This is a genomic window from Catenuloplanes indicus (genome assembly GCF_030813715.1).
GTDB classification, from domain to species: domain Bacteria; phylum Actinomycetota; class Actinomycetes; order Mycobacteriales; family Micromonosporaceae; genus Catenuloplanes; species Catenuloplanes indicus.
Genome location: NZ_JAUSUZ010000001.1, coordinates 7,531,044 through 7,556,840, shown reverse-complemented (window position 1 = coordinate 7,556,840; position 25,797 = coordinate 7,531,044). Strand labels below are relative to the sequence as shown.

Annotated in this window: 18 protein-coding genes; 4 read left to right on the top strand and 14 right to left on the bottom strand. The window is 76.2% G+C overall.

All coding sequences use genetic code 11. The features are described 5' to 3' along the window. Nucleotides 1-212: 212 nt before the first annotated feature. The 10 genes from J2S42_RS33670 to J2S42_RS33625 form a co-directional block, all read right to left on the bottom strand. On the bottom strand, nucleotides 213-1,745 hold the full coding sequence (locus tag J2S42_RS33670) for a discoidin domain-containing protein (protein ID WP_307245761.1): 1,533 nt from the start codon (nucleotides 1,743-1,745) through the stop codon (nucleotides 213-215). Further along, nucleotides 1,732-3,855: a hypothetical protein gene (locus J2S42_RS33665; RefSeq protein ID WP_307245759.1), complete on the bottom strand. Its 2,124-nt coding sequence runs from the start codon at nucleotides 3,853-3,855 to the stop codon at nucleotides 1,732-1,734. Before J2S42_RS33665 ends, J2S42_RS33670 begins: the two co-directional genes overlap by 14 nt. Before the next feature lie 251 nt (nucleotides 3,856-4,106). After that, nucleotides 4,107-4,640: a sigma-70 family RNA polymerase sigma factor gene (locus J2S42_RS33660; RefSeq protein ID WP_307245757.1), complete on the bottom strand. Its 534-nt coding sequence runs from the start codon at nucleotides 4,638-4,640 to the stop codon at nucleotides 4,107-4,109. A gap of 291 nt (nucleotides 4,641-4,931) precedes the next feature. Beyond that, nucleotides 4,932-5,723: a zf-HC2 domain-containing protein gene (locus J2S42_RS33655; RefSeq protein ID WP_307245755.1), complete on the bottom strand. Its 792-nt coding sequence runs from the start codon at nucleotides 5,721-5,723 to the stop codon at nucleotides 4,932-4,934. 109 nt (nucleotides 5,724-5,832) lie between these two features. After that, nucleotides 5,833-7,425, bottom strand: a complete 1,593-nt coding sequence (locus tag J2S42_RS33650) for a S8 family serine peptidase (protein WP_307245753.1) — start codon at nucleotides 7,423-7,425, stop codon at nucleotides 5,833-5,835. A gap of 14 nt (nucleotides 7,426-7,439) precedes the next feature. After that, nucleotides 7,440-9,152, bottom strand: coding sequence for an RICIN domain-containing protein (locus J2S42_RS33645; protein WP_307245751.1), 1,713 nt, complete (start codon nucleotides 9,150-9,152; stop codon nucleotides 7,440-7,442). 138 nt (nucleotides 9,153-9,290) lie between these two features. Further along, complete coding sequence (locus tag J2S42_RS33640; RefSeq protein WP_307245749.1) at nucleotides 9,291-9,848, bottom strand: sigma-70 family RNA polymerase sigma factor; 558 nt, start codon at nucleotides 9,846-9,848, stop codon at nucleotides 9,291-9,293. 143 nt (nucleotides 9,849-9,991) lie between these two features. Next, on the bottom strand, nucleotides 9,992-11,518 hold the full coding sequence (locus J2S42_RS33635) for a zf-HC2 domain-containing protein (RefSeq protein ID WP_307245746.1): 1,527 nt from the start codon (nucleotides 11,516-11,518) through the stop codon (nucleotides 9,992-9,994). Between the two features lie 56 nt (nucleotides 11,519-11,574). Beyond that, nucleotides 11,575-11,871: a hypothetical protein gene (locus tag J2S42_RS33630; protein WP_307245744.1), complete on the bottom strand. Its 297-nt coding sequence runs from the start codon at nucleotides 11,869-11,871 to the stop codon at nucleotides 11,575-11,577. Next, nucleotides 11,868-12,158 carry a hypothetical protein gene (locus J2S42_RS33625; protein WP_307245742.1) on the bottom strand — a complete coding sequence of 97 codons (291 nt, stop codon included), beginning with the start codon at nucleotides 12,156-12,158 and terminating at the stop codon, nucleotides 11,868-11,870. The genes J2S42_RS33630 and J2S42_RS33625 overlap by 4 nt, the downstream gene beginning before the upstream one ends. 129 nt (nucleotides 12,159-12,287) lie before the next feature. On the opposite strand from J2S42_RS33625, the gene J2S42_RS33620 reads away from it, so the two are divergent. Beyond that, a complete protein-coding gene (locus J2S42_RS33620; protein WP_307245740.1) occupies nucleotides 12,288-15,071 on the top strand; it encodes a LysM peptidoglycan-binding domain-containing protein in 2,784 nt (927 codons plus the stop codon). A 74-nt stretch (nucleotides 15,072-15,145) separates the two neighbouring features. Then, nucleotides 15,146-17,533 (top strand): hypothetical protein, encoded by a 2,388-nt coding sequence (locus J2S42_RS33615; protein WP_307245737.1) that lies wholly within the window; start codon nucleotides 15,146-15,148, stop codon nucleotides 17,531-17,533. 3 nt (nucleotides 17,534-17,536) lie between these two features. Here J2S42_RS33615 and J2S42_RS33610 read toward each other — a convergent pair whose 3' ends face one another. From J2S42_RS33610 to J2S42_RS33595, 4 genes are all read right to left on the bottom strand, one after another. After that, on the bottom strand, nucleotides 17,537-20,146 hold the full coding sequence (locus J2S42_RS33610) for a helix-turn-helix transcriptional regulator (RefSeq protein ID WP_307245736.1): 2,610 nt from the start codon (nucleotides 20,144-20,146) through the stop codon (nucleotides 17,537-17,539). Then, nucleotides 20,143-22,779, bottom strand: coding sequence for a helix-turn-helix transcriptional regulator (locus tag J2S42_RS33605; RefSeq protein ID WP_307245734.1), 2,637 nt, complete (start codon nucleotides 22,777-22,779; stop codon nucleotides 20,143-20,145). The genes J2S42_RS33610 and J2S42_RS33605 overlap by 4 nt, the downstream gene beginning before the upstream one ends. A gap of 112 nt (nucleotides 22,780-22,891) precedes the next feature. Continuing rightward, nucleotides 22,892-24,115 (bottom strand): discoidin domain-containing protein, encoded by a 1,224-nt coding sequence (locus J2S42_RS33600; protein WP_307245732.1) that lies wholly within the window; start codon nucleotides 24,113-24,115, stop codon nucleotides 22,892-22,894. Nucleotides 24,116-24,212: 97 nt separating this feature from the next. Next, nucleotides 24,213-24,809, bottom strand: a complete 597-nt coding sequence (locus J2S42_RS33595) for a hypothetical protein (protein WP_307245730.1) — start codon at nucleotides 24,807-24,809, stop codon at nucleotides 24,213-24,215. A gap of 69 nt (nucleotides 24,810-24,878) precedes the next feature. Between J2S42_RS33595 and J2S42_RS33590 the strand changes: the two genes are divergently transcribed. Both J2S42_RS33590 and J2S42_RS33585 read left to right on the top strand, forming a co-directional pair. Beyond that, a complete protein-coding gene (locus J2S42_RS33590) occupies nucleotides 24,879-25,037 on the top strand; it encodes a hypothetical protein (protein WP_307245728.1) in 159 nt (52 codons plus the stop codon). 5 nt (nucleotides 25,038-25,042) lie between these two features. Beyond that, nucleotides 25,043-25,750 (top strand): glycosyltransferase, encoded by a 708-nt coding sequence (locus J2S42_RS33585; protein ID WP_307245726.1) that lies wholly within the window; start codon nucleotides 25,043-25,045, stop codon nucleotides 25,748-25,750. Nucleotides 25,751-25,797 lie beyond the last annotated feature (47 nt).

Here is a 25,797-nt window from a genome sequence, read left to right as displayed (position 1 = left end):
GTGCTGCCGGATGCCGGATGATGCCCATCGCGCCCGCTCGCCTTCGCTCGTGGAGGTGTCGCCGGTACAACGGAAGCGAGGCGCGCATAGTTCGACGTTCCGGCGAAGGTAATCCCCTTTCCACCCACTCGGACAACGGCGGCTACCAAGCGGGCGGAGACGGACCGGACCGGGCACGGTCAGACGGCGGAATCGGTCACGTACGAAGAGATTCAGCGGATGCGCCACTCCAGGATCGAGTAGCCGTACAGCTGGTGGTCCGATTCGGTGCTGCGCGCGGTGCCCGTGATCCGGACGTACCGGCCGGCGGTCTGCCCGGCGGAGAAGCTCACCAGGCCCTCGTGGCCCGCGGTGGTGTCGTGCACGCGGGTCCAGGTGCTGCCGTCGACCGAGACCTCGACGTGGAAGGCCTGTGCGAAGGCCCGTTCCCAGACGATCTCGACGCCGCTGATCGACCAGACCTCGCCCAGGTCGACGCGTATCCACTGTGGATCGGCCTGGAACTCGCTGCCCCACCGGGTGGCCTCGTCGCCGTCGACCGCGGCGGTGGCCGGCCAGGTGCCGGACTCGACGCTGGACGCGGTGATCGGCCGGCGCAGCGCCAGATTCGCGCCGGTGGGGTTGGGACGGCCGGTCACGCCGCCCCCGCCCACGGGCGTACGTGCCGGGCCGGCGATGGTGGGCGCCGCGGCGGAGGCGCCCGGGGTGGCCGGGCCGGGGGCGGCCGAGGACGGCGTGGCACCGGGCGCTGCGGCGGCGGACGGGGCCGCGCTCGGTGCGCCGGACGGCGGGCCGACCGTGATGATCGTTACATCGGTGCCCGGCGGGCCCGGCGCCGTGATGTGGGTGTCGTCGGCGCCGTTGCCGTTCGGGTTGTTGCCGCCGATCGCGGCGGCGGTGATCGCGATGACGCCGACCAGGACGAGCGGCACCAGCCAGGGACGGAAGCGCTCACCGGCGGACCGGCGCGGCTCGTCCGGTTCCGCCACCGGCGGGTGGGTGCGCCGCGCATCGTCCTCACCGGCATCGGAGAACGCGGCGGTGCCGGAGAACCCGCCAGGGCCGGAGTACGCGGACGTCTCAGCGGACGCGAAGGTGCCGGAGCCGGCGGCGACACCGCCGGGTGCGGCCGGTGAGTCCGGAGCGATCGGCGCCGACGTGGGGACCGGCATCGGGATCTCCGAGGCCGGTCGCGGATCCGGTGCGGAACCGGCGGGCCGGCTCTCCCGGGCGCCTCCGCGCGCTGGGTCGCGGGTCAGCGGCGCCGGTGCGGGCGGCGGGTTGCCGGGCGAACCGGCCTCGTACGGCGGCAAGCCGCTGAGCGCCACCGCGCGCTGCACCGGCGGCCGCCGGTCGTCGGCCTGCACGGGATGCCCGCCGCTGGCAACCGGCGAGGAGAAACCACCACTGTCCGCCGGACGCCGCCGGTCACCGGCCTCCACGGAATGCCCGCCGCTGGCAACCGGCGAGGAGAAACCACCACTGTCCGCCGGACGCGTGTTCCGGCCGGGGCCGCGGTCCGGCCCATCGGTCCTGATCGGCGCCTCAGTGCCGGCGGCCGATATGACCGCTCCGGCGCTGCCGGGTGACGCGGCGGCCTCAGCACCGCCGGACGGCCCGGCGGCCTCGCGACCGCCGGGCGAATCGGCCGCCCCGGCGCCGCCGGATGCCCGCGTTCCCGCGGCGCCGCCGGATGGCGCGGCGGTCTCGTCGCCGGCACCGGGCGCGCGGTCAGGGCTCTCCATGGTCGTATCTCTCCTGATCCAGGTGGCCCTCGCGGAGGTACGGCCCGGTGAGGTCCTGTCCGTCCGCGCCGCGGGGCGGGACCGCGAACCAGCCGGTCGCGTGCGCGGCCGGTGGGGCGTCCGGGACCGCGCGGGCCCGCGTGCCCACCGGCGTGCCCAGATAGTTGGCCAGCAGCCGCAGCGACGACTCACTCAGCTCGCCGGCCTCCAGCCACACGGTCTCCCGGCCGGCGATCCAGCCGGGCCGGTGGTCGGCGATGGCGCGGGCCAGTTCCAGCGCGGTCGCGGGCCGTCCGTCCAGGCGGAACGGGTGGCGCCAGTCCGGCTCGGTGGCCACCACGACCGTGGGCACGCCGGACCGGCCCTCGCGCAGCCGCTGGGCCACCACGGCGGGCTCCTGGGCCGGGGCGAGCGACAGCAGCGGCTCGTGGTCGGCGGCCCGTGCGGGCTGCCGGCGGACCGCGGGGCGGGCCGGGGTCAGCGCGGCCGCCAGTTCCGCCTCGGTGAACGGGAAGCCGGACGGGAGCAGGGCCGCGGCGCGCGGTTCCAGCCCGACCCGGTGCGGCGCGCTGGCCCACCAGCCGTCGTTGCGGCGGGCGATCACGTACGACTGGAGCTGGTCGGCGAGCAGCTGCTCCACGTCCGGCGCGATCGGTGCGGACGCGATGAGCAGCACCGGGCGCGGATCCGGGTCGCGGTGGGTGGCGATGATCTCGCCGAGGTCGCCGGGCGCGACGTCACCGGCGTCGGTGCGCACCATGCCGGTCGGCCCGTCCACGGTGAGCAGCACCGCGAAGAGCCGGTCGTCGCGGCGCCACCAGCGCGGGGTGGTGGAACGCTGGTCGGCGAGGACCACGTCGGGACGATCGTCCGTGTCCGTGTCGAGCAGGTGGTTGAGCTCGGCGGGGACGAAGGTGACCCGGCCGCGCACGTCCGCGGGGAGACGGTTGAGCAGCATGTGCAGCATCGGCAGTACGTCGTCCGGCAGCGGCAGCCCGGGCAGCCCGACCAGGACGGTGAGGCGCTGCGGGTCCCACGGGCGGCGGCGGACGTCGGCGACGTGCTGCCCGGCGTACGGCGGCCGGACCCAGAGGCCGAACTGGGTGGCCTCGACCACCCACCGCTCGTTCAGCCGGTGGCTGCCGGTGCCGGTGGGCCGCAGGCCGGCGAGGAGGCTGACGGTGCCGAGCGGCGCGGGCGGCACGCCGGGCGCGACGCGCAGCCGGGAGACCGGCGGCGTCCACCAGGTCTCGCCGGACGGGTCGACCGCGACCGACACCAGCTCGAACTCGCCGTCCAGCGTCGGCAGGCCGGTGGCCACCTCGACCGGGCTGTCCCAGTGCTCCGCGATCAGCGTGGCCAGCCGCATCGCCTCGGCGGCCGCGTCACCGTACGGCGCGATGACCATGGATGGGTCGAGCGCCTCCAGCATCGACATGACCGCCTCGACGCCCGGCGCGGGGGTGCCGGGGCGGCCGAGCACGATCGTCACCCGGTCCGGGTCGGCCGGGATGGCCAGCACCAGGTCGTCCAGGCTCGGGTCGGGCACGCCGGGCGCGTCCGAGAAGAGCCACAGTCCCGCGGGTACGGCGTACGCCCGCACGCCGCTGACCGGGTGCCGGGCGATCGTGTCCACCTCGGACTCCCAGTGCGGGCGCGGGAACCGGCGGCCGCCCTGCCGGACCATGCCGTCCGGGCTGAACCAGCGCCAGCCGTCCAGCGCGAACATGCCGCCGCCGGGGACCAGCAGAAGCTGCCCGTTCGGCGCGTAGATGTCCGCGTCGAGCTGCTGGGCGAGCTGGGCCGCGGGCGGCGGACCGTGCGGCGGGGTCATCCCGGCGCCGGAGACCGCGAGCCGGGCGGCCGCGCCGGGCGGCACCGCGATGGGCAGCACCTCGGTGATCATGGCCCAGTCGTCCGGGCCGGCGAGCTGGCCGACCACGGTGACCACGCCGGGCTCGGTGGGCAGCAGACCGGCGATGGAGACGATGGCGTCGCCCGGGTCCGGCCCGACGACGGCCAGATTGTCCGCCACCCAGCGGAGCGCGCTCGCGGACCCACGCCGCGGACCGGCCGGCAGCACCGGACGGCCAGCGTGACCGATCGTCACCGCCGGTGCCCCGCCCGGTTTCCGAACACCCCGCCCGCGGGGCTCAGGCCGCTGCGCGCACGGTGCTTGCGCGGGCCCTCCGGGCTGTCCGACATCCGTCCTTCTCCTATTGTCCACCCGACGATCCGGGTCACGAACCACCACATATTCGGCGCGGCGCAGGGGATTGTCAATGCACCGCGGGCGGCCTGGCGACATTACTCGCCGGTCGCCCCGAAACGTGATCCGCAGTTTGCCGGAATGTTCTCCGCTCAGGTCTCCATCTGCTGCAGAACCTCGCGGAGCGCTCGCAGCGCGTAGTGCGCACGCGACTTCACGGTACCCTCCGGGACGCCCATCCGATCAGCCACATCGGAGGCCTGCGCGCCGCCGAAGTAGATCTCGATGAGCACGGCCCGGTGCGCCGGGCTGAGCTGCCGCAACGCCTCACGGACGACACCGGCGGTGAGCACCCGGTCCATCGGGTCGCCCGGCTGGGGAAGCTGGGTCAGGTCGGGCGGGCTGACCTCGGTCGGCCGGGCACGCCGGGCCCGGCCCGCGTCGATGACCAGGTTACGTGCGACCGCGAACATCCAGGCGCGTACGGTGTCCGGCGTCTTCGACAGCGTCGGGTAGTGCCGCCAGGCGCGCAGCAGCACCTCCTGGAGCATGTCCTCCGCAGCGGCACGGTCACCCAGGGTCACCCCGGACAGATACCGGTACACGATCGGCCCGTGCGCGGCCTGCACCGCCCGCAGCCACGCGTCCGCCTCGGCGTCGACCTGCGCCTGCTCTCGTACGTCCACAATCCCCTACCGTGTCCGCCGGACGGGCGCGCCCCGCGGCACCCGGCCGGACCACTTCGTCGGTCCGAGGCAACATGCAAACCAACCAGGGAATCGTAGGAAAGCCATGTTTCCGACTTGTCCCTGAAGGCCGAGAGAAATGTACGCTTCGGCTGACCTCTCGCACCAGCCATGGCCGCAGGCACGGCTCCCGCCCGCCGTCCGCTCGACGACCTTACGCGCTTCACGGGGCGCGGCGAAGGCAGGGGCAGAGAAAACCATCGAGCCCGGCCCCGGCGGTCGCCGCCCACGTCAGTCCGGCGTACCGGAGCCCGTGGTGCCACGGTCCACGACCGCCTGCACGGTCAGCGAGCCGTCGGCGGCGGTGACGGTGAACTCGGCGAGTCGGTCGATCGGGACCGGGCAGGGCGCGTTGACCTGGATCGGGCCGCCGGTGCCGGTCATCTCGGTCAGCAGGTGGGCAGCGCCGTCCACGTCGCGGACGTAGAGCCGGTGGACCCCGCCGCGCGGGAGGCCGCTGACCAGTGCCTCCAGCGTGACGGCGTCGCCGGAATCCAGCACCGTGACGGAGAGCGTGACGTCGCCGCCCTGCGCGTTCGTCACCAGCGTCACCGGGTCCGGCCGGCCCAGGTTGCCGATCATCGACGTGCCGAGCGCGACGCCGGCGGAGAGCAGCGCGACCACGGCCAGGCCGACACCGGCCAGCAGCAGCCGCGACCGGCGCGACCGCCACCGCGCCGGGCCGGTGTCACCACCGGGTCGCGCGGGCGGGCGGGCCGCCGCCGGGCGCACCGGAGCGGCCGGGGCCGGGCTGACCACCCGTACCGGCGCGTGGTGGTCGTGGTTCCCGGCGGGCTCGCCGGAGAGCGTGCCGAACTCGGCCACCAGCTCACGGCGGTCCGTCTCGGAGAGCAGCGCGAGCATCGCCGCCGCCTCTCCGAGCCGTTCCGCGTCCGCCAGGCACACCGCGCAGGTGCCGAGGTGCGACTCGACCGCGCTGAGCTCCTCCTCGGGGAGCGCACCGGTCAGATAGAGGCCGAGCGCGGCGCGGAGCCGGGGCTCGGCACAGACGTCGTCAGCCACGGGGCATCAAGTCCTCTGCAGTTGCGCACTCGCACGTGCTGATGAGCATGTCAGGCACGCGCTCGCGCACGTTCGGACCCATGTCTGCCGTCACGTAGCCGACCGCCGTTCAGTGCGATCCGGCCGAGCTGGGCTCGGTGGGCTTGGCCTTGTCCGTCGCCAGGTCACCGGCGGTCCAGTCGTCGTCCGGGTCGCCCTGGGCCGCCGCCCGCATGGTGCGCCGGAAGCGCAGCACCAGCAGCGCGGTGAGCACCAGACCGGCCAGCACGGTGAGCAAGAACGCGATCCGGATCTCCTCGCTGCCGGCGACCGGGTTCGCGTCCCGGTTGTCCGACGAGACCAGCATGGCCTCCTCGGGCAGCTCACGGGTGACCGCGGCCTCCGGGTTGATCATGCCGTGGCCGTATCGGGAGTCGGGCTTGCCGTCGCCCAGCTGCTCGGCGGTGGCCAGCAACCGGTGCGCGACCTGCTTCGGGTTCAGGTTCGCGTTGTAGCCACGGATCAGCGCGACCGTGCCCGCGGTCATCGCCACCGCGTACTGGGTGCCGGTGCCGACGAACGTGGTGCCGTTGATGCCGAGGCTGGCGACGTTCACACCGGGTGCGACCACCTCGACGGTCCCGGCCGCGTACTCCGCCGCGAGGTTGCCGTCCATGCCCACGCCACCGACCAGGATCACGTCCTCCGGCGGCGTGACACCACCGGACGTGGTCGGCGCCGCGGCCACCACCGGGATGCCCAGTTCCAGCGCCTTCTGCACGCTCTGCACCACCGGGTCCGCGGTGATGTCCACGTAGGAGCCGAGAGCGAGCACGCTGGGCTGCAGCTGGAGCGCGACGTCGATGGCCGCGGCCTGTGCGGCCGGGTCCGCGGTCGCGCCGTCCGTCACCACCCGGATCGGGAGCACGATCGAGTCCGGCGCCACGCCGGTGAACGGGTCGTTCTGGGCCGGCTGTGCGGCGATCAGGCCGGCCATCGCGGTGCCGGTGCCGAGACAGTCCACGTCACCGCGGTTCTCGCCGGTGACCACGTTGACGCCCGGCTGCACCCGGCTGAGCAGCTGCGGCGCCTGACCGTCCACACCGGAGTCGATGACCGCCACGGAGACTCCGGTGCCCTTGGTGTACGGCCACGCCGGCTCGGACGCGACCCGGATCATCGCCCAGTTCGACGGGGAGCTGGCCGCGGTCGCCGTGACGCACTTGCCGGACTCCGGCGGCCGGGGGCTGCCCGCGGGCTTCGGCGACGCGGACGTGCCGGACGGGGCCACCGCGCCCGGGGACGCCGGCGGGTTCGCCGGGTCGGGGTTCGCCGGGGCACCGGTGCCGCCCGGCGCGGGTGCGGGTGCGGGCGCGGTCGTGCCGGGCGCGGGCGCGGTGGTCGGCAGCACGCCGTACTGCACGCCGGGGCCGACCGCGTCCCACGGCAGCACCAGGTACCAGCCGGTGGTCAGCTTGTTCGGGTCGCTGAGCGCGCCGCCGTCGGGCTGCCGCCGGCCGGTGTTGAGGTTGAAGACCTCGGTCGCGCGACCGGCGTCACCGAGGAACCGGGACGCGATGCCGGCCAGGTTCTCCGGCTGGCCCTGGCTGGACGCGGCGACCGTGTAGTACAGCACGTACTCGTCGGCCGCGGCCGCGGCCGGAACGGCGGGGATGGCGATGGCCAGCAGGATCGCGGCGAGCACCGCCGCGATCCTGCCCATCGGTCGGGGCGTAGTCACTTGGAGAGTGTCCATCTCTGGTCGACCGCGTAGTCCTGCAGGTCCCACTGCTGGATGGGCGTGCCGTTGCCGCCGCAGCAGTCGTCACCGTTCAGGTCGAGCGCCTTGCCGCTCTTCCGGTTGATGATGTTGTATCGGCCGTCGCCCAGCGCGGCCAGCTTCCAGTGCTGCGTGGTGTCCGTGGCGGCCTCGTCCTGCTGCACCAGCTCGGCGCCGTTCCCGGTGCCGCCGTCCCGGATGCCGAGCACCTTGTTGTTCCACGCGTTCTTGATGAAGTACCAGCCCGGCTCCCGCGCGGCAACGATGTGCCAGTACTGGTCCGCGTCGCCCTTGGCGCTGAGGTCCCAGAGGTGCATGGTGGTGCCGCCGGCCGTGCTCTCCTGGTGGCCGGGCACGTCGATCAGCTTGCCGCTGAACACGTTCTTGATGGTCCAGGACACGTTCGGGTCCCAGGCCGGCGCGGCCGGGGACGACGCCGGTGCGGACGGCGCCGGCGACGGCGAGGCCGGCCCGGCCGGGTTCGGCGACGCGGAGGCGGACGCGCTCGGGCTCGGGCTCGGGCTCGCGGTGGTCGGCGCGACGCTGGGCGACGGTGACGGCGTGGCCGGGGACAGCCGGTCGTCCTTCTCGTACACCGGGGCCAGGGAGTCGACCATGTCCGGCAGCTGCGCGACGCGCGCGTTGCGCGGCACGCCGCCCTCGGCGCGGACCGCGGTCATCCCCCACTGGTACGCCGCGAGCGCCAGCACGCCCGGGTCGGCGGCCTTGCCGTCATCCTCCAGCTGCAGGCCGGAGAGCTGGTTGCGCAGTGAGCAGACCGCGCTGGCCATCGCCGGGATCGCGGCCTCCGGGTCCCAGACCGAGGCGTTCGGCGACGGGCGGTACAGCCGCCACATCTGCTCGGTGAACTGGGCGATGCCCATGCCGCCGTTGTGGCCGCGCAGGTTCGGGTTGAACGCGGAGAGCGCCATCAGCTGCGCGGCGATGCGCGGCGCGGTCGCGGCCGGGCAGATCCGGCCGGCCGCCGTCACCAGGTCGACGTACTCGTCCGGGATGGTCTCGCCGGTGACCCCCGGGGCACCGGACGGCTCCGGCTCGGCCGCCTCGCCGGTGAACTGCGGCTGGTCCGCGTACCAGTTGGCGTAGCCGATCACGGTGTCCACGTGCTCACGCGCGGCGTCCGGCACCTTCTTCGCGGCGACCACGGCCGCGAGGCCGCTCTCCTCGGCGGCGACGGCGGCCTCCCAGAGGTCCCCGCCCACCCCGGCGGTCCGGGCCTGGCCGACGCTCTCACAGGTGCGGTGCGCCAGCGCCAGCACGTTGGCCAGGATGTCCGCCCGCTGGGCGTCGGACCAGGGCGCCCACTTCTTCCACTCCTCGTCGTCCAGGCCGGCCAGGCCCCGGCCGGCGCCGGACGTCGCCGCCGTCTGGAACTCGGACGCGGTCATCAGCTGCGCGGCGAGGCGGGGGCCGGTCAGGTCGGGGCAGGACGTCGCGCCGACCACGATCGCCGGTAACACCTCGGCGGGGACCTGCGCCCCCTCGATCTTCGGCTCGGCCAGCGCCGGGCCGACCTGGAGGCCGGCCGCGACCACGCAGGCCACGGCCGCGGTGAACGCGACGCCCGCCTCGACCCGCTGCCGCGTGGTGCGCAGGGAGCGCCACGCCCGTACACCGATCGACGGCAGCGCGGCCACCCGCTCCGTCACCGATTTCAATACCACGGTAGAAGTTCCCTCTCCGCCAAAGGTGCCCTGTGAACGAGCCGGGCCACGGCACGGTTCACGGACCGCTCAAGATTTTCGGCGCTCGGCCGGGCTCGTCGTACTCGGTCGTGCTGGTCGTGCTCAGAGTGTGAAGCCGCGTGTGGTCAGGTCCTCGTGCAGCGCGCGTAACGCATAGAACGTGCGCGACTTGACCGTGCCCTCCGGCACCGCGAGGTTCTGCGCGGCCTCGGCCACCGAGCGCTCCTGGAAGTAGATCTCGATGAGCGCGCTGCGCAGCCGCACTGGAAGCCGGGCCACCGCGTCCCGGATCTCCCGGGTGTTGATCAGCCGGTCGATCTCGTCGGCCCCGGCGTGCCGCTCCTCGAGGCGCTCGTCGAGCTGCTCCACCGGCCGGCCCTGCGCGGCCCGGATGTGGTCGATCGCGATCCGCCGCGCCACCGTGAACAGCCAGCCGCGGCTCCACTGCCCGTCGGCGGTGCGCGCCTCCGGATGGTTCCACGCCCGCATCAGCGTCTCCTGCAGGATGTCCTCGGCCATGCCGCGGTTTCCGCTGGTCAGACGCAACAGGTAGTTCAACAGGATGGGGCCGTGGGTCTCGTAGGCGAGCCGTAGTGCCTCGTCGTGAGTCGGCAGTGACGACACCTCGCTCGGTGGCGCGCTGCCCGTGGCCGGATCCATGGGACTGATAACGGACGGGTCGTCACCGGAGTTCATCGTTCGTGGGGGTTTTCCCGATGAATCTTGCCGGTGGGCGGTGCTCCCCATCGGAATCATGACCTCACTGACTGCGATGACCTGTGGGTACGACCGGGACTCGCTGGTCATGGCGCATCCGCATCCGGCTCGCCGGGCGCGGGCGAGCCCTCGACGACGTTCGCAGAGACGGTGAGCGCACCGTCCACCTCCCGCACGCTGAAGTACCAGAGCTGGTCGACCGGAAGCGGGAGGTCGCCGGTGAACGTACCGCCGTCCGGGTCGCCGGTAAGACCGCCGAGCAGCAGGTCGGTGCCGTCGTCCTGGACCGCGTACAGCTCGTAGGCGGTGCCGGGGGTCAGCCCGTCCGCGGTGAGCCGCACGCTCACCCGGCCGTCCTCCTCGTAGAGCACGGCGGAGACGGCCACGCCGCTGACGTCGTCGTCGATCGAGGCGACCGCGACCACCGGCGGCGCGTCCTCCGTCAGCAACGGCCTGATCAGCAGCGACGTGCCGACCGCGGCGACCAGCACACCGGCCACCACGAGCACCCGGGTACGGCGGCGGGAGCGCTGGCGGCGGTGCGAGTGCGGGCCGCGGGCCAGCGGGCCGGTGGCCGGGCGCGGCGGCAGGTAGCCCTCGCCGAGCCGCAGCTGAGCGCGGTCGATGGCGGGGACCGGGCCGATCCGGGCGACCGGGCGCAGCTCGCCGGTCGCCGGGCGAACGGCCGCCTCCAGACGGCTCGCCTGGGAGTCGGCCGGGTTGGCCCGATCGGCACCTTTGGACCGGTTCGGCGCGTCAGCGCGATTGGCGCCGTCCGTACGATTGGCCCGGTTCGCCGGGGATATCGCTGGATCGAGGCGGTGCGCCTGGGATGTCGCGGGGTCCGGGCGGGCCCCCTGGGACGCTGCCGGGTCGAGCCGGTTCGGCTGCGACGCGGCCGGGTTCGTCCGGTTCGCCCCGGATGCCGCAGGGCCGACCCGGTTCGGCTGGGACGCCGCCGGGCCGACCCGGTTCGGCTGGGAGGCCGCCGGATCCGGCCGGAAGCCGGGTGCGGCGTCGCCGGTGAGCGCGCGCATGGCCTGCGACTCGGTGGGGCGGCGGGTGGCCTGGGAACCGGCCGGGCCGTGCGGGTCCGGGGACTCGTCGGGAGCGCGGAACACGGCGGGATTCGCCTGGGACTCCGCGGGCGGGCGGGCCACCGCGCGGTGTGCCTGCGATCCGGCCGGCGGGCGGGCCACGGCGCGGACCGGGGGCAGCGGCGGCTCCGCCGGGGAGACCGGAATGCCGGAGATCGGAATGCCGGAGATCGGGATGCCCGAGATCGGGATGCCGGAGATCGGGATCGCGGAGACCGGCAGCAGCGACGTCGGCAGGAACGGCCGCGGGGCGCCGGGCGCGCCGAAGAGCTGATCGTCCGCGGCGGTCCCGGGGCCGTCCAGGCCGAACTCGTCGACCAGCGCGCCGGCCTCGTCGTCGCCCAGCATGCGGAGCACCGCGACGACCTTCTCCAGCTGGTCGCGCTCCAGCCGGCAGGACGCGCAGGTCTCCAGGTGCGCCGTCACCCTCCCGTGCTCCGCCTCGGTGAGACGGCCGAGCACCAGGAACCCGACGAGGGACCGCGCGGTCCCGTCGTCGCATGTGGACGCACTCAACGCTGGTCACTCCCTCCCGGAACGCCGCATGACGGCAGCGACATCCTGCCGCAGTCTCACCGGTCCCGCACCGGCGCGGCCCGGTCACCCGCGGCATCGGTCCAGCCCACGCCCGCGTACCCGGGCCAAGTGATCTTCATCGCATCGCTGACCAGCGCGACCACGCCGTCCCGGCCGAGCAGCCCGTCGGCCGCGAGCGTCCACTCCGCCGCGGGTCCGAGCGCCAGCCGGTCACCGGACCACAGCTCCCGGGTCGGCTCCAGCTCACGGCGCAGGGCGGCCAGCCGCTGCGCGATGTCCGCGGCGAGCGCGCCGATGATCTCCCCGGTGTCGGCGGGGTCGGCGGCCGTCACCGGTACTCCCCACCGGCGAGCTCCACATCGGACCGGCGCGGCGCCGGGACCGCCCGCTGCAGGCCGACCGCGATGTCGTGCAGCGCGTCGTCGAGCATGCGGGCGTAGATGTCGTACCCGGCCAGCAGGTCCGCGAGCCGGGACGGCGGCATCCGGAGCCGGTCCGCGTCCAGACCGGCCAGGTGGCTACGCAGTGTGCCGAGGCGGGCGGCGATGTCGGCCGCGGCGTCGCGGCAGGCGTCGGCCGCATTGCCCCCGCCCTGCAAATACGGTGTAATTCCGCTCATAACGCCTCCAGGCTTGGAAGAACACCCTGAGAACGGTGGACGGAACGCCCGGGTTCACGAATTCCGTCCGCGATCTGGGTGGCGAACCCCGGAGCGCGGCGCCGACTCCCGGAGAAGGACTATGTGTGCATGACGCGTCGACTTGCGGTGCTCGGCATCGTGCCCCTGCTGGCGCTGCCGGCCGGCACGCTCGCGACGTCCGCCGCACCCGTCACGAACGGCGCGTTCGCGCTGGCCGCCGTGCGGGCGCCGGAGGAGACCGGTAAATACTACGTGGTCGGCCCGCCGATCAACGGGCAGCGCGAGTTCCTGTTCCAGATCGCGGCGAAGACGCTCGGGGACGGCAACCGGTACCCGGAGATCGTCGCGCTGAACGAGGGCCGGCCACAGCCGGACGGGCGCAGCCTGACGGATCCGACCTCGCTCGAACCGGGCTGGATCCTGGTGCTTCCCGAGGACGCTAGCGGATCCGGCGTCAAGACCGGCCCGCTGCCCGCGATCACGCCCGCCGCCCCGGCACCGGGCACGGCCGCACCGGCCGTCACCAGCGAACCACCGCCGGCCGCGGCGGCCGACGGAAACGGCTCGGCCGAGCCGCACGGCCTCGACCTGCTGTACTCCCCCATGGCGCTGCGGATCGCGCTGATCGTGCTGGCGGTGCTGCTGCTGGTCTGGGCGCAGGTCGCGCTGATGGGCCGGCGCCCGGCCCGGGCCCGCGCGGGCGGTGGCTCGGCGGCCGCCGAGCGAAGCGGCGGCACCAAGGCGACGCGACCGGGCGGACCGGCACCGGGCCGGGAACGGCCGGCGTCAGGCCGGGAACGACCGGCCTCGGCGGGCAGGCCCGGCGGCCGGCCGGGTGGCGAGCCGGCGGGACCGGCGTGGCCGGCGCCGGCCGATACGGAACCGGGACGGGCGTCGACCGGAGGGCGGCCGACACGCGGGCCGGGCGGTCCGGGCAGCGGCACGACGGGACGACGCGGGCCGGGTGGTACGGCAGGACGCCGGCCGGACGCCTCGGGCAGCGGCACGCCGGGACCCGGTTCGGCCGACGGCACACCAGTCGATATGCCTGCCGGGACGCGTGCGCGATTGCCGGCCGGCGGCCCTTCCAGCCGCACGCCGGCCGACGGCCCTCCCGGCCGCACTCCGGCCGGCGGCTCGCCGGGAGGCACGCCTTACGCGGACGCGCCCGGCAGCACCCGCTCGGCGGGCACGCCGGGACGCACGCCCGCCGGTGACGCGCCGGGGCGCACGCCGGCCGGTGGCGTGCCGGCGCGTGCGGCCTCCGCTCGCGGTGGCGACGGACGGCCGGACGGCGGCGGAGCGGACGCACCGGAGGCTCCGCGCACGCGGCCGGCCGGCGACACGCCGGGGCGGCGACCCACGACACGCGGCGGCGCTCCGATCTGGACGCCGGTTTCCTCCGCCGACAGCAGCACGCCGGGCCGGCGTCCGGCCGGCGAGCGGCCCCAGCCGCCGGAGTCGTCGCAGAGCTGGGCGCCGTCGACGGACACGTTCGCGCCGCCCGCGCAGCCGGGACGGCCCGCCTCGCCGTCCAGCGAGCCGGCCGGCCGTGGCACCCGGCCCGGAACGCCGGCCGAGTCCGGGACGTTCGCCGACCCCGGCGCCGGAACTCGCCAACCGGACACCACCGGCACGTTCGCCGACCCCGGCGCCGCGACTCGCCAACCGGACACCACCGGCACCTTCGCCGGCCCCGGCGGGCGAACCGGCATGCCGAGGCAGGCCGGGGCCTTCGCCGAGCCGAGCGCGCCCGTCAGCCCGGGTGAGACGGACCGGGCCGGCACCTTCGCCGAGTCCGGCGGCGAGACGCCGCGGGAGCGTGCCGCCGGAACGTCGGAGCCGGCTGCCGGAGGCACGCCACCGGCGTCGCACCCGGCGTGGGTCATCACGTCGTCGTCGAACCCGGCGGACGCACGCGAGACGCCGGCCGCGGGTTCCGCCGCTGCGGCTTCCGGTGAACGTACCGCCGACGCGGCGCCGCGGGCGCCGGAAGCGGCTGATCGGCCGAAGCCACCGGAAGCAGCGGAGACGCCCGCGCCGGAGACCTCCGCGGAGGCCGCCCGTGCCCCGCAAGCGGCGACCGAGCGGCCGGCGGCAGCGGCCGGAACGCAGGTGGTGGCAGCCGGAACGCCGGTGGTGGCAGCCGGGACGCCGGTGGTGGAGGCGCTGGTGCCGCCGCGGGTGCCGGAGCAACGGGCCGGGGAGGCGCCGGTTCCGGCGTCGCCCGCGGACAGCGGCCTCTGGAAGGTGGGTGTCACGTCGCCCGGCCGGCCGGGCCAGTCCGGTGGGTTCGCGGCCGCGATGCCGGACATCAGTGGCGCGGCGCTGCTGCCCGCGTCCGCGGCGAACCCGTTCGCCACGCTGGTCACCGCGCTGGTCTGGGACGACGTTCCGGCCGACGTGCGGCTGATCGGCGCGCGCCCGGCCCGGTGGGGTTCCGCCTACGGATGGCTGGACGGCGGGCAGGCGCCGCCGTCGGCCGGTGCGCCGGTCGTGCTCGGTGAGCACGACGGCCGGCGGCTGTGGGTGGACCTGGCGGTCGCACCGGACGCGGTCACGCTGGGCGGTGACGCGGCGGCGGCCCGGCGGCACGGGCTGGCGCTGGTGACGCAGCTCGGCGAGGAGACGGACGTGCTGGTCATCGGCGACGTGCTGGGCGAGACGATCCCGGGCCGGTGCCGGCGGATCGAGTCGGTGGCCGCGCTCCCCGCCGACCGGTCGGACGCGAAGGTCCGGGTGCTGGTCTGCGCGGGCGCGGACGCACCGGCGCTGGCGTCGCCGTTGCGCGCGATGCCGCAGGGCCGGCAGCGGACCGTACCCCTGATCATCGGCCCGGCTCCGGCCGCGCGCTGGTCGGTGCGGTTCGGCGCCGTCCCGGCCGCAGAATGAGGACCGGAGACCGAGCCGGTGGACACTCCCAGAACCAGGACAGCGAGGACGGTTTGCGAGCCAGCGGACAGCCGATGCCCGAGCCCGTGCCGGAGCACCCGGCCGTGGACCCGCCGACCCCGGTGGACGGCCTGTGCGACCTGGTCCTGGTGCGGACCGGCGACGGCGGGCTGGCCCGGCCGGAGGCGCCCGGGACCGCGCTCACCGCGGAGGAGCTGACCGACTACGCGCAGGAGTGTGCCGTACCCGGGAAGGATCTCCGGGTGCTGGTCGACGACGGCGCGCGCAGCGCGAAGCTGCTGAGCCGGGTCGCGGACGCGCTGGACTGCGACATCCTGGTGGCGCCGGCCGGTGCGACGGTGGAGCGGCTGCCCGGCCCGGACGGCGCGCACGCGGAGGCGGTGCCGGTCGACCGGGTCAGCGGCGAGGTGGTCGACTGGAAGCTGGTGCAGCCGGCCCGCCTGGCGACCACGTTGCCGGGCTGGTTCGACCTGGCCGGTGGCCTGGTGCTGCCACGGGCCGGGCTGGCCACGCTGCCGTTGCCGGGCGGGCTGGAGTTCGCGAACCGGGAGGACTTCGTGGTCCGCCGGGCCGCGGCCGCCCGGCTCGGCGTCGGGCACCCGGACCTGGTCACGGTGGCGCTGGCGACCCGGGACGGCGGTTTCCGGCTCTCCACGTACCGGCCGGGTCCACCGGCGCGCGGCCGCTACACCGGCCGGGACGTGGCGGCCGCGCTCTCCTCGATCTACCTGTACGGCGGCGACCTGCGGCTGTGGATGCGCTGGCCGGAGGACGAGGCGAACCGGACGGCGCTGGAGGCCGAGATGGCCGCGCTGGCGGAGGCGACCGGCGCCACCGTGTGGGCGCCCGCGCCCGGCGACGAGGCGGTGCTGCTGCGCGGCTCGCGGGACCTGGCCGCGCGCGACCGGTCCGGCGCGGTGTCCCGGTGGGCCGCGTTCCGGCCGCCGGGTGCGCCGGAGACCGGCCGGTTCACCACCGACCGGGACGGCCGGCTGGTGCCGCGCGGCGGGCCGGCCGTGCTGGCCGTCGGCGGGGTGGCGCTGATCAGCACCGGGCGACAGCCAGAGGACGCGCTGCGCCAGCGGTACACGGACCTGACCGCGGAGCCGGGCACCGTGCTGATCGACCTGACCGTGCTGGACGACGGGCGGCTGGCGCTGCGCTACTCGGACGGCAGCAGCCTCGCGGTCGGCGTCGCGGAACTGCGGGCGCTGCTGGCGGGTTCCGGCTGGACCGGCGAGGACCTGTTGCTGGTCACGCCGGTGCTGCCGGAACGGGCGAGCGGCCTGCGCGGCCATCTGGCGCTGCTGGAGCCGGAGCTGGGCGTGGAGATCTGGTCGCTACCGCCGGGCGCGACCGTGGTGGTGCGCGACGGGCTGGCCCGCGCCGTGGACGACCAGCAGCGCCCGGCGCGCTGGCTGCGCGCCGGGAAGCCGGGCACCGCGGAGGAGACCGGCCGCTGGCGCAACGACGACGGCTGGCTGATCCCGCGGCGGCGGCACCCGGCGGCCTCGCTGGCCTCGCCGGTGGTGACGGTGGCCGAGCCGCTGGCGGTCCCGCCGCCACCGGAGCGGGTGCTGCCCGCACCGAGCCCGCGCCCGTCGCTGACCGTGCCCGGGCGGGGCAGCCGCCGGCACGGGGTGCGGTGGCTGCCGGACCTGCCGGAGGTGAACGCGGAGCCGATCCGCCTGTGGGTGACCAGTGCGTGGACGCCGCAGCGGGTCGCGGTGGAGGGCGTACCGTCGGCGAATCTGTTCCTGCTCGGGGCTCTGGACGGGGAGCGGCTGGCCCGGGACAACCCGCAGAGGCACCTGCTCTGCCTGCGGGTGGAGGCCGGGGCCGCGGTCGATCTGGGCCGGGTGGAGGACGTACCGGCGGATCTGAAGCATCTGGCCGCGGAGAGCGGCACGTTCCTGCTGCCGGCCGGGTGGCTGGACCAGGCGCGGCTGTCGGCCGGTTACCGGGTGGACGAGGACGGGCGGCCGGGCGACCACGAGGAGCTGCCGGAGAACCCGGTGGTGCTGCGCTGCACCGGTGCCCGGCACGGCACCGAAGGGCTGCCGAACGACGTGGTGACCTGGCCGAGGTCCGATCGCGGCGGCGGCGCGTGGGTGCTGCTGCCGGAGAAGCCGGAGGGCGATTTCCTGCCGCTGCACCCGAAGCGCCCGGCGGTCCGGTCCGGGCACCGGCTGGTGCACGTCCAGGTGGCGGCGAACCGGGCGATCGACGTGACCGCCAGTGCGAACAGCCTGGTCGGGCTGACCTCGGTGCGGTCGCGGCTGCCGGAGCTGGTGGCCGCGGGCGTGTCGCTGCTGCTGCCGAAGCGGTCCTGGGAGCGGACCCGGGTCGACCAGGTGCTGCAGGTGGAGAACGAGCGGTGGAAGCACTCGGCGAAGGGCATCGACCTGCCGCTGGCCAGCCTGCTCACGCCGGGGCCGTGACGGTCAGCCGATCCGGTGCTCGCCGTTGAGCACGGCCGCGGCCAGCTCCACCCGGGACCGGTAGCCGGTGCGGGTGAACAGCCGGGACAGCCGGCCCTCGACGCTCTTCTCGCTGCTCTGCGTGGCGGCGGCCAGCTCTCGGTTGGACAGTCCCTCGGCGACCAGCGCGGCCAGCAGCCGCTCGCTCTCGGCCAGCGTCTCGGCGCGGCCGGGGACGGTGACGCCGTGGTCGCGCATGGCCTGCCGGACCCGGGACCGGTGCAGGATCGCGCCGAGCGCACCGAGCAGGTCGTAGGCCTCGGCCAGCAGCTCGGGCCGCCGGCCGGTCCAGCGGACCACCCGTTCGATCGTGCGGGCCAGCTCGTACGGCTGACCGATCCGGCGGGCCAGCGTCAGCACGGTGTCGGCGCGGCCCGCGTCCCGGTGCGCGATCATCGCGGCGGTGGCGGCGCGCAGCTCACCGGCGGTGCTGCCCGGCGCGGGCGCGGCGAGCGCGGCCTCCTTGGCCGCGGGCGCGTCGCCGCGGGCCATCGCCAGCTCGGTGGCGGCCAGCCGCAGCTCGTCGACGCCGATCAGCACGCCCTGCGCCGCGGCCTCGGCCAGCGCGTCGCGGACGGTCCGCGCGGCCGCGCCCGGATCGCCGAGGATCCACTCCAGTTCCGCGGCGGCCGGTGCCAGCAGGTGCGGCAGCGGGGCGGCGTCCGCGCGGGCGTTCTCCAGCAGCGCGCGGGCGCGGGCCGGCCAGCCGCGGGCCAGCAGCACCTCGGCGGCGACCCGGTGCAGCGTGCACTGTGCCGGGTGGAAGACCAGGGTGAGGTCGGTGGCGACGCTGAACCGGGCGTCGTCCAGAGCCTCGTCCCACCGACCGGCCCGCCACCGGTGCAGCGCCCGGTCCGGTTCCGGCAGCACGTCCACGGTCAGGTCGGCGTCGGCCAGCACGCGTTCCGCACCGGCCAGGTCACCGGCGATCGCGGCGAGCCGGAAGCGTGTCATCGCGGTGCCGGTCCGGTGGCGCCGGGTCCACGCCCGCGGTGCGTCCGGCCCGCGCCGCGCCGGGCCGCCGCGCACCTCGACCGGGTCGCCGGTGACCGCCGCGATCTGCGCGGCCAGGTTCTCGGCGGCGAGCGACGGCGGGGCGCCGGACAGCACCCGTGCGGCCTCGGTCCAGCGGTTCAGCAGCGCCAGCGCGCCCGCGCGGGTGACCGGGGACGGTTCCGGGCCGCCGGGCCAGGCGGGCTCGCCGCGGGCGGTGCGCCGGACCTCGTCCGTGTCCCGGGCGGCCCGCGCGCCGATCAGCGCGAGCTGCTCGGCCTCCTGGCGGACCATCGGGGACAGTGCGGCGCGGTCGGCCAGCTGCCGGCGCATCGCGGCGCGGGTCGCCTCGTACCGGCCGAGGAGCAGGTCGGCGACCGCGCGGGCCTGGTCCGCCTCGGCCCGGTCACCGGGGTCGTCGCTGAGCCGGGCTGCACCGGCCCACCAGCGGGCCGCGGCCTCCGGGCTCCGGCCGGTCGCGGCGATGGCGTGCGCGCGCAGCAGCAGCCGGGCCGGTTCCGGGTCGAGCAGCGTACCGGCGATCGTGATCTGGTCCGGCAGGAAGCCGGGGTGGCCGCAGACCGCCTCGCCGCCCAGGATCGCCTCCACCGCGATCCGGGCCAGCCGCCGCCGCTCGAACGGGCCGAGCGCGCCGGTCAGCGCCGCGGCCAGCGGCGCGGTCGCGATCCGCCAGCCGTGCCGGTGCTCGCGGGCCAGTCCCTCGTCGCGCAGCGCCGCCAGGTGCGCGTGCACGTCCGGCACCGGAAGATCGAGAGCCAGAGCGATCAGCGCGGGTACGTCCGCCTCCAGCGCTTCCAGCACTGACAGTGCGCGGGCCACCGCGCGGGTACCCGGCGGCAGGTCGCGGACCGGCCGGAGCAGGCCGTGGCCGTCCGGCAGGCGCGGCGCCGCGGTCGGGTCGGTCAGGTAGGCCCGCCGGTCCACCACCCGGACCAGGTCCCGGTAGCCCTCGACCGCGGCGATCAGCGCGGCCGGCCGGCCCCGGCTGAACCGGCGCAGCACGGTGCGCAGCGCGTCGTTCGGCGTGGCGCCGAGCAGCCGGGACAGCAGCGCGTCCGACTCCGCCGCAGTCAGCGGCCGCAGCGGCTCGGCACGGGCCAGTCCGGCCGTGCACAGCCGCGCGAACGCGGCCGCCGGGCCGGGCGCCGGTCGTGGGCCGGTGCGCAGCGTGGCGACCCAGCGCACCGGGGCGCGGGCCACGTCCGGGAGCAGGCCGAGCAGCTCGGTCACCGACTCCGGATCGGCCCACTGGACGTCGTCGACCAGCACGGTCAGGCCGGGGTGCGCACGCAGCGCCCGGGTCAGCGCGACGGCCGGCGGTTCGGCCGCTCCGGGCCGGGGCCGGCCCGCGGCCGGCCGGGACGGGGGCGGCGTGAGCGCGGCGAGCAGCCGGCCGGCCAGGTACCAGGGCTCGTGCCGGTCCTCGGCGGACAGCCGCACCTCCAGCACCGGCCGGCCCTCGGCGGCCGCGGCGTCGCGCCACCCGCGCAGCGCACGCGACCGGCCGATGCCCGGCGGGCCGGTGAGCAGCGTCAGCGGATATCCGGCCGGGTGCGTCATCGGGTGTTCTCCGCGGTCAGGCGGACCGCGGCCAGTTCCACCCGGGAGCGGCAGCCGGTGCGCGCGAACAACCGGGTCAGGTAGTTCTCGATCGTCTTCTCGCTCATCCGTACCTGCGCCGCGATCTGCCGGTTGGTGCGGCCCTGCCGGATCAGCTCGATGATCTCCCGCTCACCGGCGCTGAACGTGGCCTGCGGCGCCCGGACCCGGGGCCGTCGCACGCCGCGCCGGCGCATGGCCGCGGCGACCGCGGAGCGCAGCCACGGCGAGCCGGCCGCCTCCGCCGCGGCCTGCGCCTCCAGCAGCCACGGGCGTGGCTCGGCGGCGACCCGGCCGATGGCGAGCGTGGTCGACGCGAGCCGGGCCCGGTCGCCGCCGGCCCGTACCCGCGCGGCGACGACGTCGGCGGCGTCCCGGTCACCGGCGAACGCGCGCGCCGCCATCAGCGCGGTCGTGCTGATCCAGCGGAGGTCGCCGGTCGCGTCCGCCTCCGCGGTCGCTACCCACGCGGCGGCCTCGTCGTCCAGCGCGAACCACGCGGCCGTCGCGGACGCGCGGGTGATCAGGTGCGCGATGCCGAGCACGCTGCCGGACCCGCGCTGCCGCCGGTAGGCTACGCGCGCGTCGCGGAGCCGCTCCGCCGCCTCGTCCGCCGTGCGCGGCTCACCGGCCGGCCCGTTCGCCACCCACCAGCGCAACGCCGCGAACGGCGCCTCGTCGGGCACCGGCTGCCACCAGGACACCGCCTCGCCGGCCCGGCCCTGCAGCGCGAGCGCCTCGGCGCCCCAGAGCCGGCAGAGATGGCCGAGCGCGGGCGGCAGGCCGCCGGAGTGGCCGGCCTCGCGCGCGGCGTGGACCACGGCGGTCAGGTCACCGGCCGCGTTGCGGGCGTGCAGCCGGTGGTACGCCGCGATCGGGCCGTCGACGGGCGTGCCGTACCGGTGTTCGCCGAGCACCAGCCGCAGCACCGAGACCAGATCCCCGACCGCACCGGCCCGCAGCAGCGCGTCGGCGCGTTCCGCGGGCAGCGCCGTGGCGTCCAGGCCGCCACTCATCGCCCGCAGCACCAGCTGCAACTCGTCCGCGCCGACGATCTCCGGGGCGAGGTCCGGGGCGAGGCCCGGCGCCGTGCCGGTGAACCAGCCGTGCACCAGCTGCGACACCAGTTCCCCGCCGGGTAGCGCCGCGACCTCGGACGGCACCGGGCGTCCGGTGTGGATCGCGGCGAGCGCGGCCGCGACGGCCAGGCCCGGGAGCCGGCCGTGCGGCGCCGCCTCCCGCACCACGTCGGCGAGCAGCGCGAACCGGCCGGTACGGACCAGCAGGCGCAGCAGCCGGGACAGGATCTCGCCGGTCTCCCGGTCGCCCTCGGCGTGCCGGAGTGCGGCCAGCAGCCAGTCCGCGGCCCGGTCCGGTTCCCGGTTGACCGCCTCGTCCGCGGTCGTGGCGAGGTGCTCCGCGGTCGTCCGGCCGGCCGGGATCGAGGTGCCCGCGGACGTGACGTGGTCGGCGAGCGTGGCCCGGTCGGCGCCGGCGCCGGCCCCGGCCCGGCGGAACATCGCGGCCGCGTACGCGCGGTGCAGCCGGGCCACCGTGTCCGGCCCGGCGTCCTCGGTCAGCCTGGCGCCGAGCGCGGTGCAGCGCGGTGCGATGCCACCGCGCGGGTCCACGGCCAGCACGCCGTCGCGGACCAGCGCGTCCACGGTCCCGCCGTACGCGTCCAGGTCGCCGAGCATGGCGTCCGCGAAGACCGGCAGGTCGTCCAGCCCGAACCGGGTGACCGTGGCCATGGTGACCAGCCGCACCGCGACCGGGCCGCGCTCGTGCAGCGCGGCCACCAGCGGGTGCGCCGCGGGCAGCGCGATCGGCGCCCGCGCGTCGCGCAGGCACAGATCACCGTGGACGATGGTGAGACGGCCGGTCTCGGCGAGCGCGTCCGCGGTGCTCAGCACGGTGGCGGGGTGGCCGGCCAGCGGGCCGAGCGCGGCGGTCAGCGCGGGCAGCACGGCGTCGTCCGGCGGTGCGCCGTACCGGCGGGTCAGCATGTCGCGGACCGCGTCGGCGCTGAGCGGGGGCAGGTCCACGACGGTGTCGGCGAGCGCCGCGAGCCGGCCGCGGGCGGTCCGGGCGGACGCGACCACCAGGCAGTTGCCGCGGACCACGGCGGCCAGCGCGGCGGCCAGACCGGGCGCGTCGTCGGCGTCGTCGGCCACGACGATGGTCTGCGTGCGCCGGCCGGCCAGGCCGAACGCGGCCGCGGTCAGCTGGGACAGCGCCGCCGGCCGGCCGGTCCGGTCCGCCGCGCCGTCCTCGGCGCACAGCTCGCCGAGCGCGGACAGCGGACCGGCCAGCAGCGGGTCGGCCAGTCGCTCGTACTGCTCGCGCAGCACGTCGAGCAGCCCGGCGAAGCCGTCCCCGCGCACCCGCAGCACGGTGAGCCCGGCAGCGCGCCAGAGCTCCGCGGCGGTGTCCAGCAACGCCGTCCGCCCGCTGCCGGCCGGACCGGCGACCAGCACGAACCGGCCCTCGGCGATGGTGACACGGCGCGCGGCGTCGAGCGCGGCGAGCTGCGCGTTGCGCCCCGGGAGCACCCGCCGCCGCGGTGTGTCGGCCTTCAGCCCGTGCGTGCTCACGCCACCCCTCCCGCCGGCGCCGGGTGCCCTCCCCGGCCGTGCCTTGCAAACGAGACGGGAGACCGATTCGTTCACGCGTTCTCCGGCGGGCGGGGAGGGCGGGGTCACGCCATCAGCGCACCTGGATCTCGAACAGGCTGTAGCCGTACTGACCGACGCGGACGGTGCCGGTCAGCCGGACGTAGCGGGCGGGGGCGCCGCCGGCCGGGATCAGCACCGTGCCACCACCGCCGCTGGTGGTGCTGTAGACGCTGGTCCAGGTGGCGCCGTCGCGGGAGGTCTCGACGCGGTAGGCGGTGGCGTAGGCGCTCTCCCAGTACAGCGTGACCGTGTTGAGCTGCCACAGCTCGCCCAGGTCCACGGTGATCCACTGCGGGTCGCCGGGCTGGCTGCTCCAGCGCGAGGTCATGTCGCCGTCGACCGCGGCGGACGCGGTCCAGGCCGCGCCCTCCTGGCTGGACGCACCGGCCGCCTTCCCCTGGGCGATGTTGGCGTTGCCGCTGTTCACCCGCCCGGCCGGGGCAGTGGCGGCGGCCGACCGGGACGGCCCGCCGGTGGTGGCCGGCGGCGGCACCGCCGGGGCGGACGGGCCCGCGGACGGCGTCGGCGTCGCGGACGGCGAGGCGCTGGCGGACGGCGAAGCGGACGCGGACGCGCTGACCGAGGCGGACGCGGACGCGGGCACCAGTGGGACGCCGGCCGGCGGCAGCGCGAAGCCGGGTGGTGGCTCGGGCGCGGAGGTGGGCTCACCCGTGCCGGCCTGGCCCTGGCCGATCAGCGGCACCAGCGCCACCCCGGCACCGATCAGGCCGACCGTGGCGGCCACGGCCAGCGACAGCAGCCACGGACGGTGCCGTTCCGTCGAGCGCGGCGCGGGCACGAGCGGCGCGACCCGCACCTCCTCGGTCTCCTCACCGGCCCCGGCCGGCTGGGCCGGGGAGACCGGGCGGGGCAGCGCGACCGTCTCGTCCCGCGCGTCCCAGCGCGGCGGCAACGGCACCGGTACCGGCGGCGCCTCGGCTGGCGGCGAGGACCCCGGAGCGGGCGGGGAGACCGGGCGGGGCACGGCCGCGGCGGGCCAGTGCGGCAGTTCCTGGCTCTGACTCGCCTCCGGGTCCGCGTCCGCGCGCCGGGGCATCTCCAGCTCCTGGTACGTCTCGCGGACCGGCACCAGGTCGGGGCCCTCGGCCGGTTCGTCGTCGCCGTCGTACGGTGGCAGCCCGCGCAGCACGATCGCGCGCCGCGCCGGTGGCCGGGGGTGGCCGCCGGAGCTTCCGGGGCCGCCGGGCAGCGAGTAGCCACCGCTCGCGTTCGGCTCCCGTTCGGGCTTGTCCATGTGTTCGGCTCCCCTGTCACGCGTTGATCGGCTCCGCCGGACGATCGCCAGATAAACGGGCTGGAGAACGCGCGGGTTCACCGAAGAACCGGAAACGTCAGGCGGCCGAGCCGGAGAGCGCCGCGATCGCGTCCGCGCCGTCGACCGCGTACGCCGCACGTTTGGCGAGCGACCACACCAGCGGGTTCGCCGTGCGGTAGCGGTCTCCCCCACCGGCCTCCACCAGCAGCGAGACGTCGGCGAGTGCCTCCAGGGCGAAGGCGGCCCGGTGCGCGGGCACGCCGAGCAGCCCGGTGACGTCCGGCGCCGAGACCTCCCGGGACGGCAGCACGCCGATGAGCCGCAGCAACCGGGCGGGCAGCGGGTCCAGCTCGGCGTAGGCGCGGGCGATCCGCGCGGTGGCGACCACGCAGTCGTGGTGCGCGGCGCCGTACGGGTCGCTCATCTCCGCGGTCAGCTGATCCGCGATCGCGGCGACCGACCATCGTGGACGGCTGCGGACCCGGTGCGCGCACAGCCGGATGCCGAGCGGATAACCGCCGCACAGGGCGAGGACGCGGCGCACCGCGTCCGGCTCCGCGGCCACCCGGTCCGCGCCGGCGATCGCGGTGAACAGGGCGAGATCGTCCGGTGCGGACAGCGCGCCGAGGCGCTCACGGTACCGGCCCGCGTCGAACGAACGTCGACCGGACATCGAACGATCCCGGCTGAGCTCCGGTGGCATGCGCGGTGCGTCGAGGCCGCGTGCGGACGAGGGGACACCATGAAGATCATCGTTGCGGCGCCGCCGATCCCCGGCGAGACGCTGCCGCTGCTGCAGCTCGCGGCCGCGCTGTCCGAGCGGGGGCACCGGGTCACCGTGCGAACCGGGCCGCCAACGCCGGGTTCGCGGCCGCGACCCAGCCGACCCTGGACCGGCTGAACGAGTTGCTGCGCGAGGCGGGCGCCGCCGAGCTGACCGGCCCGTTCACGGACACCGTCGTCACCGTGCCGGACGCGACCGCGGTGCTGTCCGTGCCCGGCTTCGAGTTCCACCGTGACGATCTCCCGAAGACCGTGCACCTGGTGGGCGTGCTGCCGCCCCGGGCCACCCGGGACTGGGTCCCGCCCGCGTGGTGGGACACGATCCCCGAGGAGCGGCCGGTCGTCGTGGTCACCCAGGGCACGCTGGCGAACACCGACCTCGGCCAGCTGGTCGAGCCGGCGTTGACCGGTCTGGCCGGGCTGGACGTCACGGTCGTCGCCGCGCTCGGCAACTCCACCGCGGAGCTGTCCGTCCCGGTGCCGGGCAACGCGTACGTGGAGCGGTTCGTGCCGTTCGACCGGCTGCTGCCGCGGGCCGCCGTGCTGGTCACGAACGGCGGCGCCGGCGGTGTGCACCAGGCGCTGGCGGCGGGCGTGCCGGTGGTGGTGGCCGGCGAGACCGAGGACAAGCCGGCCAACGCGGCCCGGGTCGCCCACCACCGCCTCGGCGCGGATCTGGGCACCGCCAACCCGTCGCCGGAGGCGATCGCCGGGGCGGTGCGCACGCTGCTGACCGACGGGGAGGTCCGCGCCAACGTCCGGCGGATCGCGGAGGTCTACGCCGCGCACGACGCCGTGGACCGGATCGAGCGCCTGGCCACCCAGGCATGACGAACACCGGCCGGCACGAGCTCGTCGCTCGTGCCGGCCGGTCACAC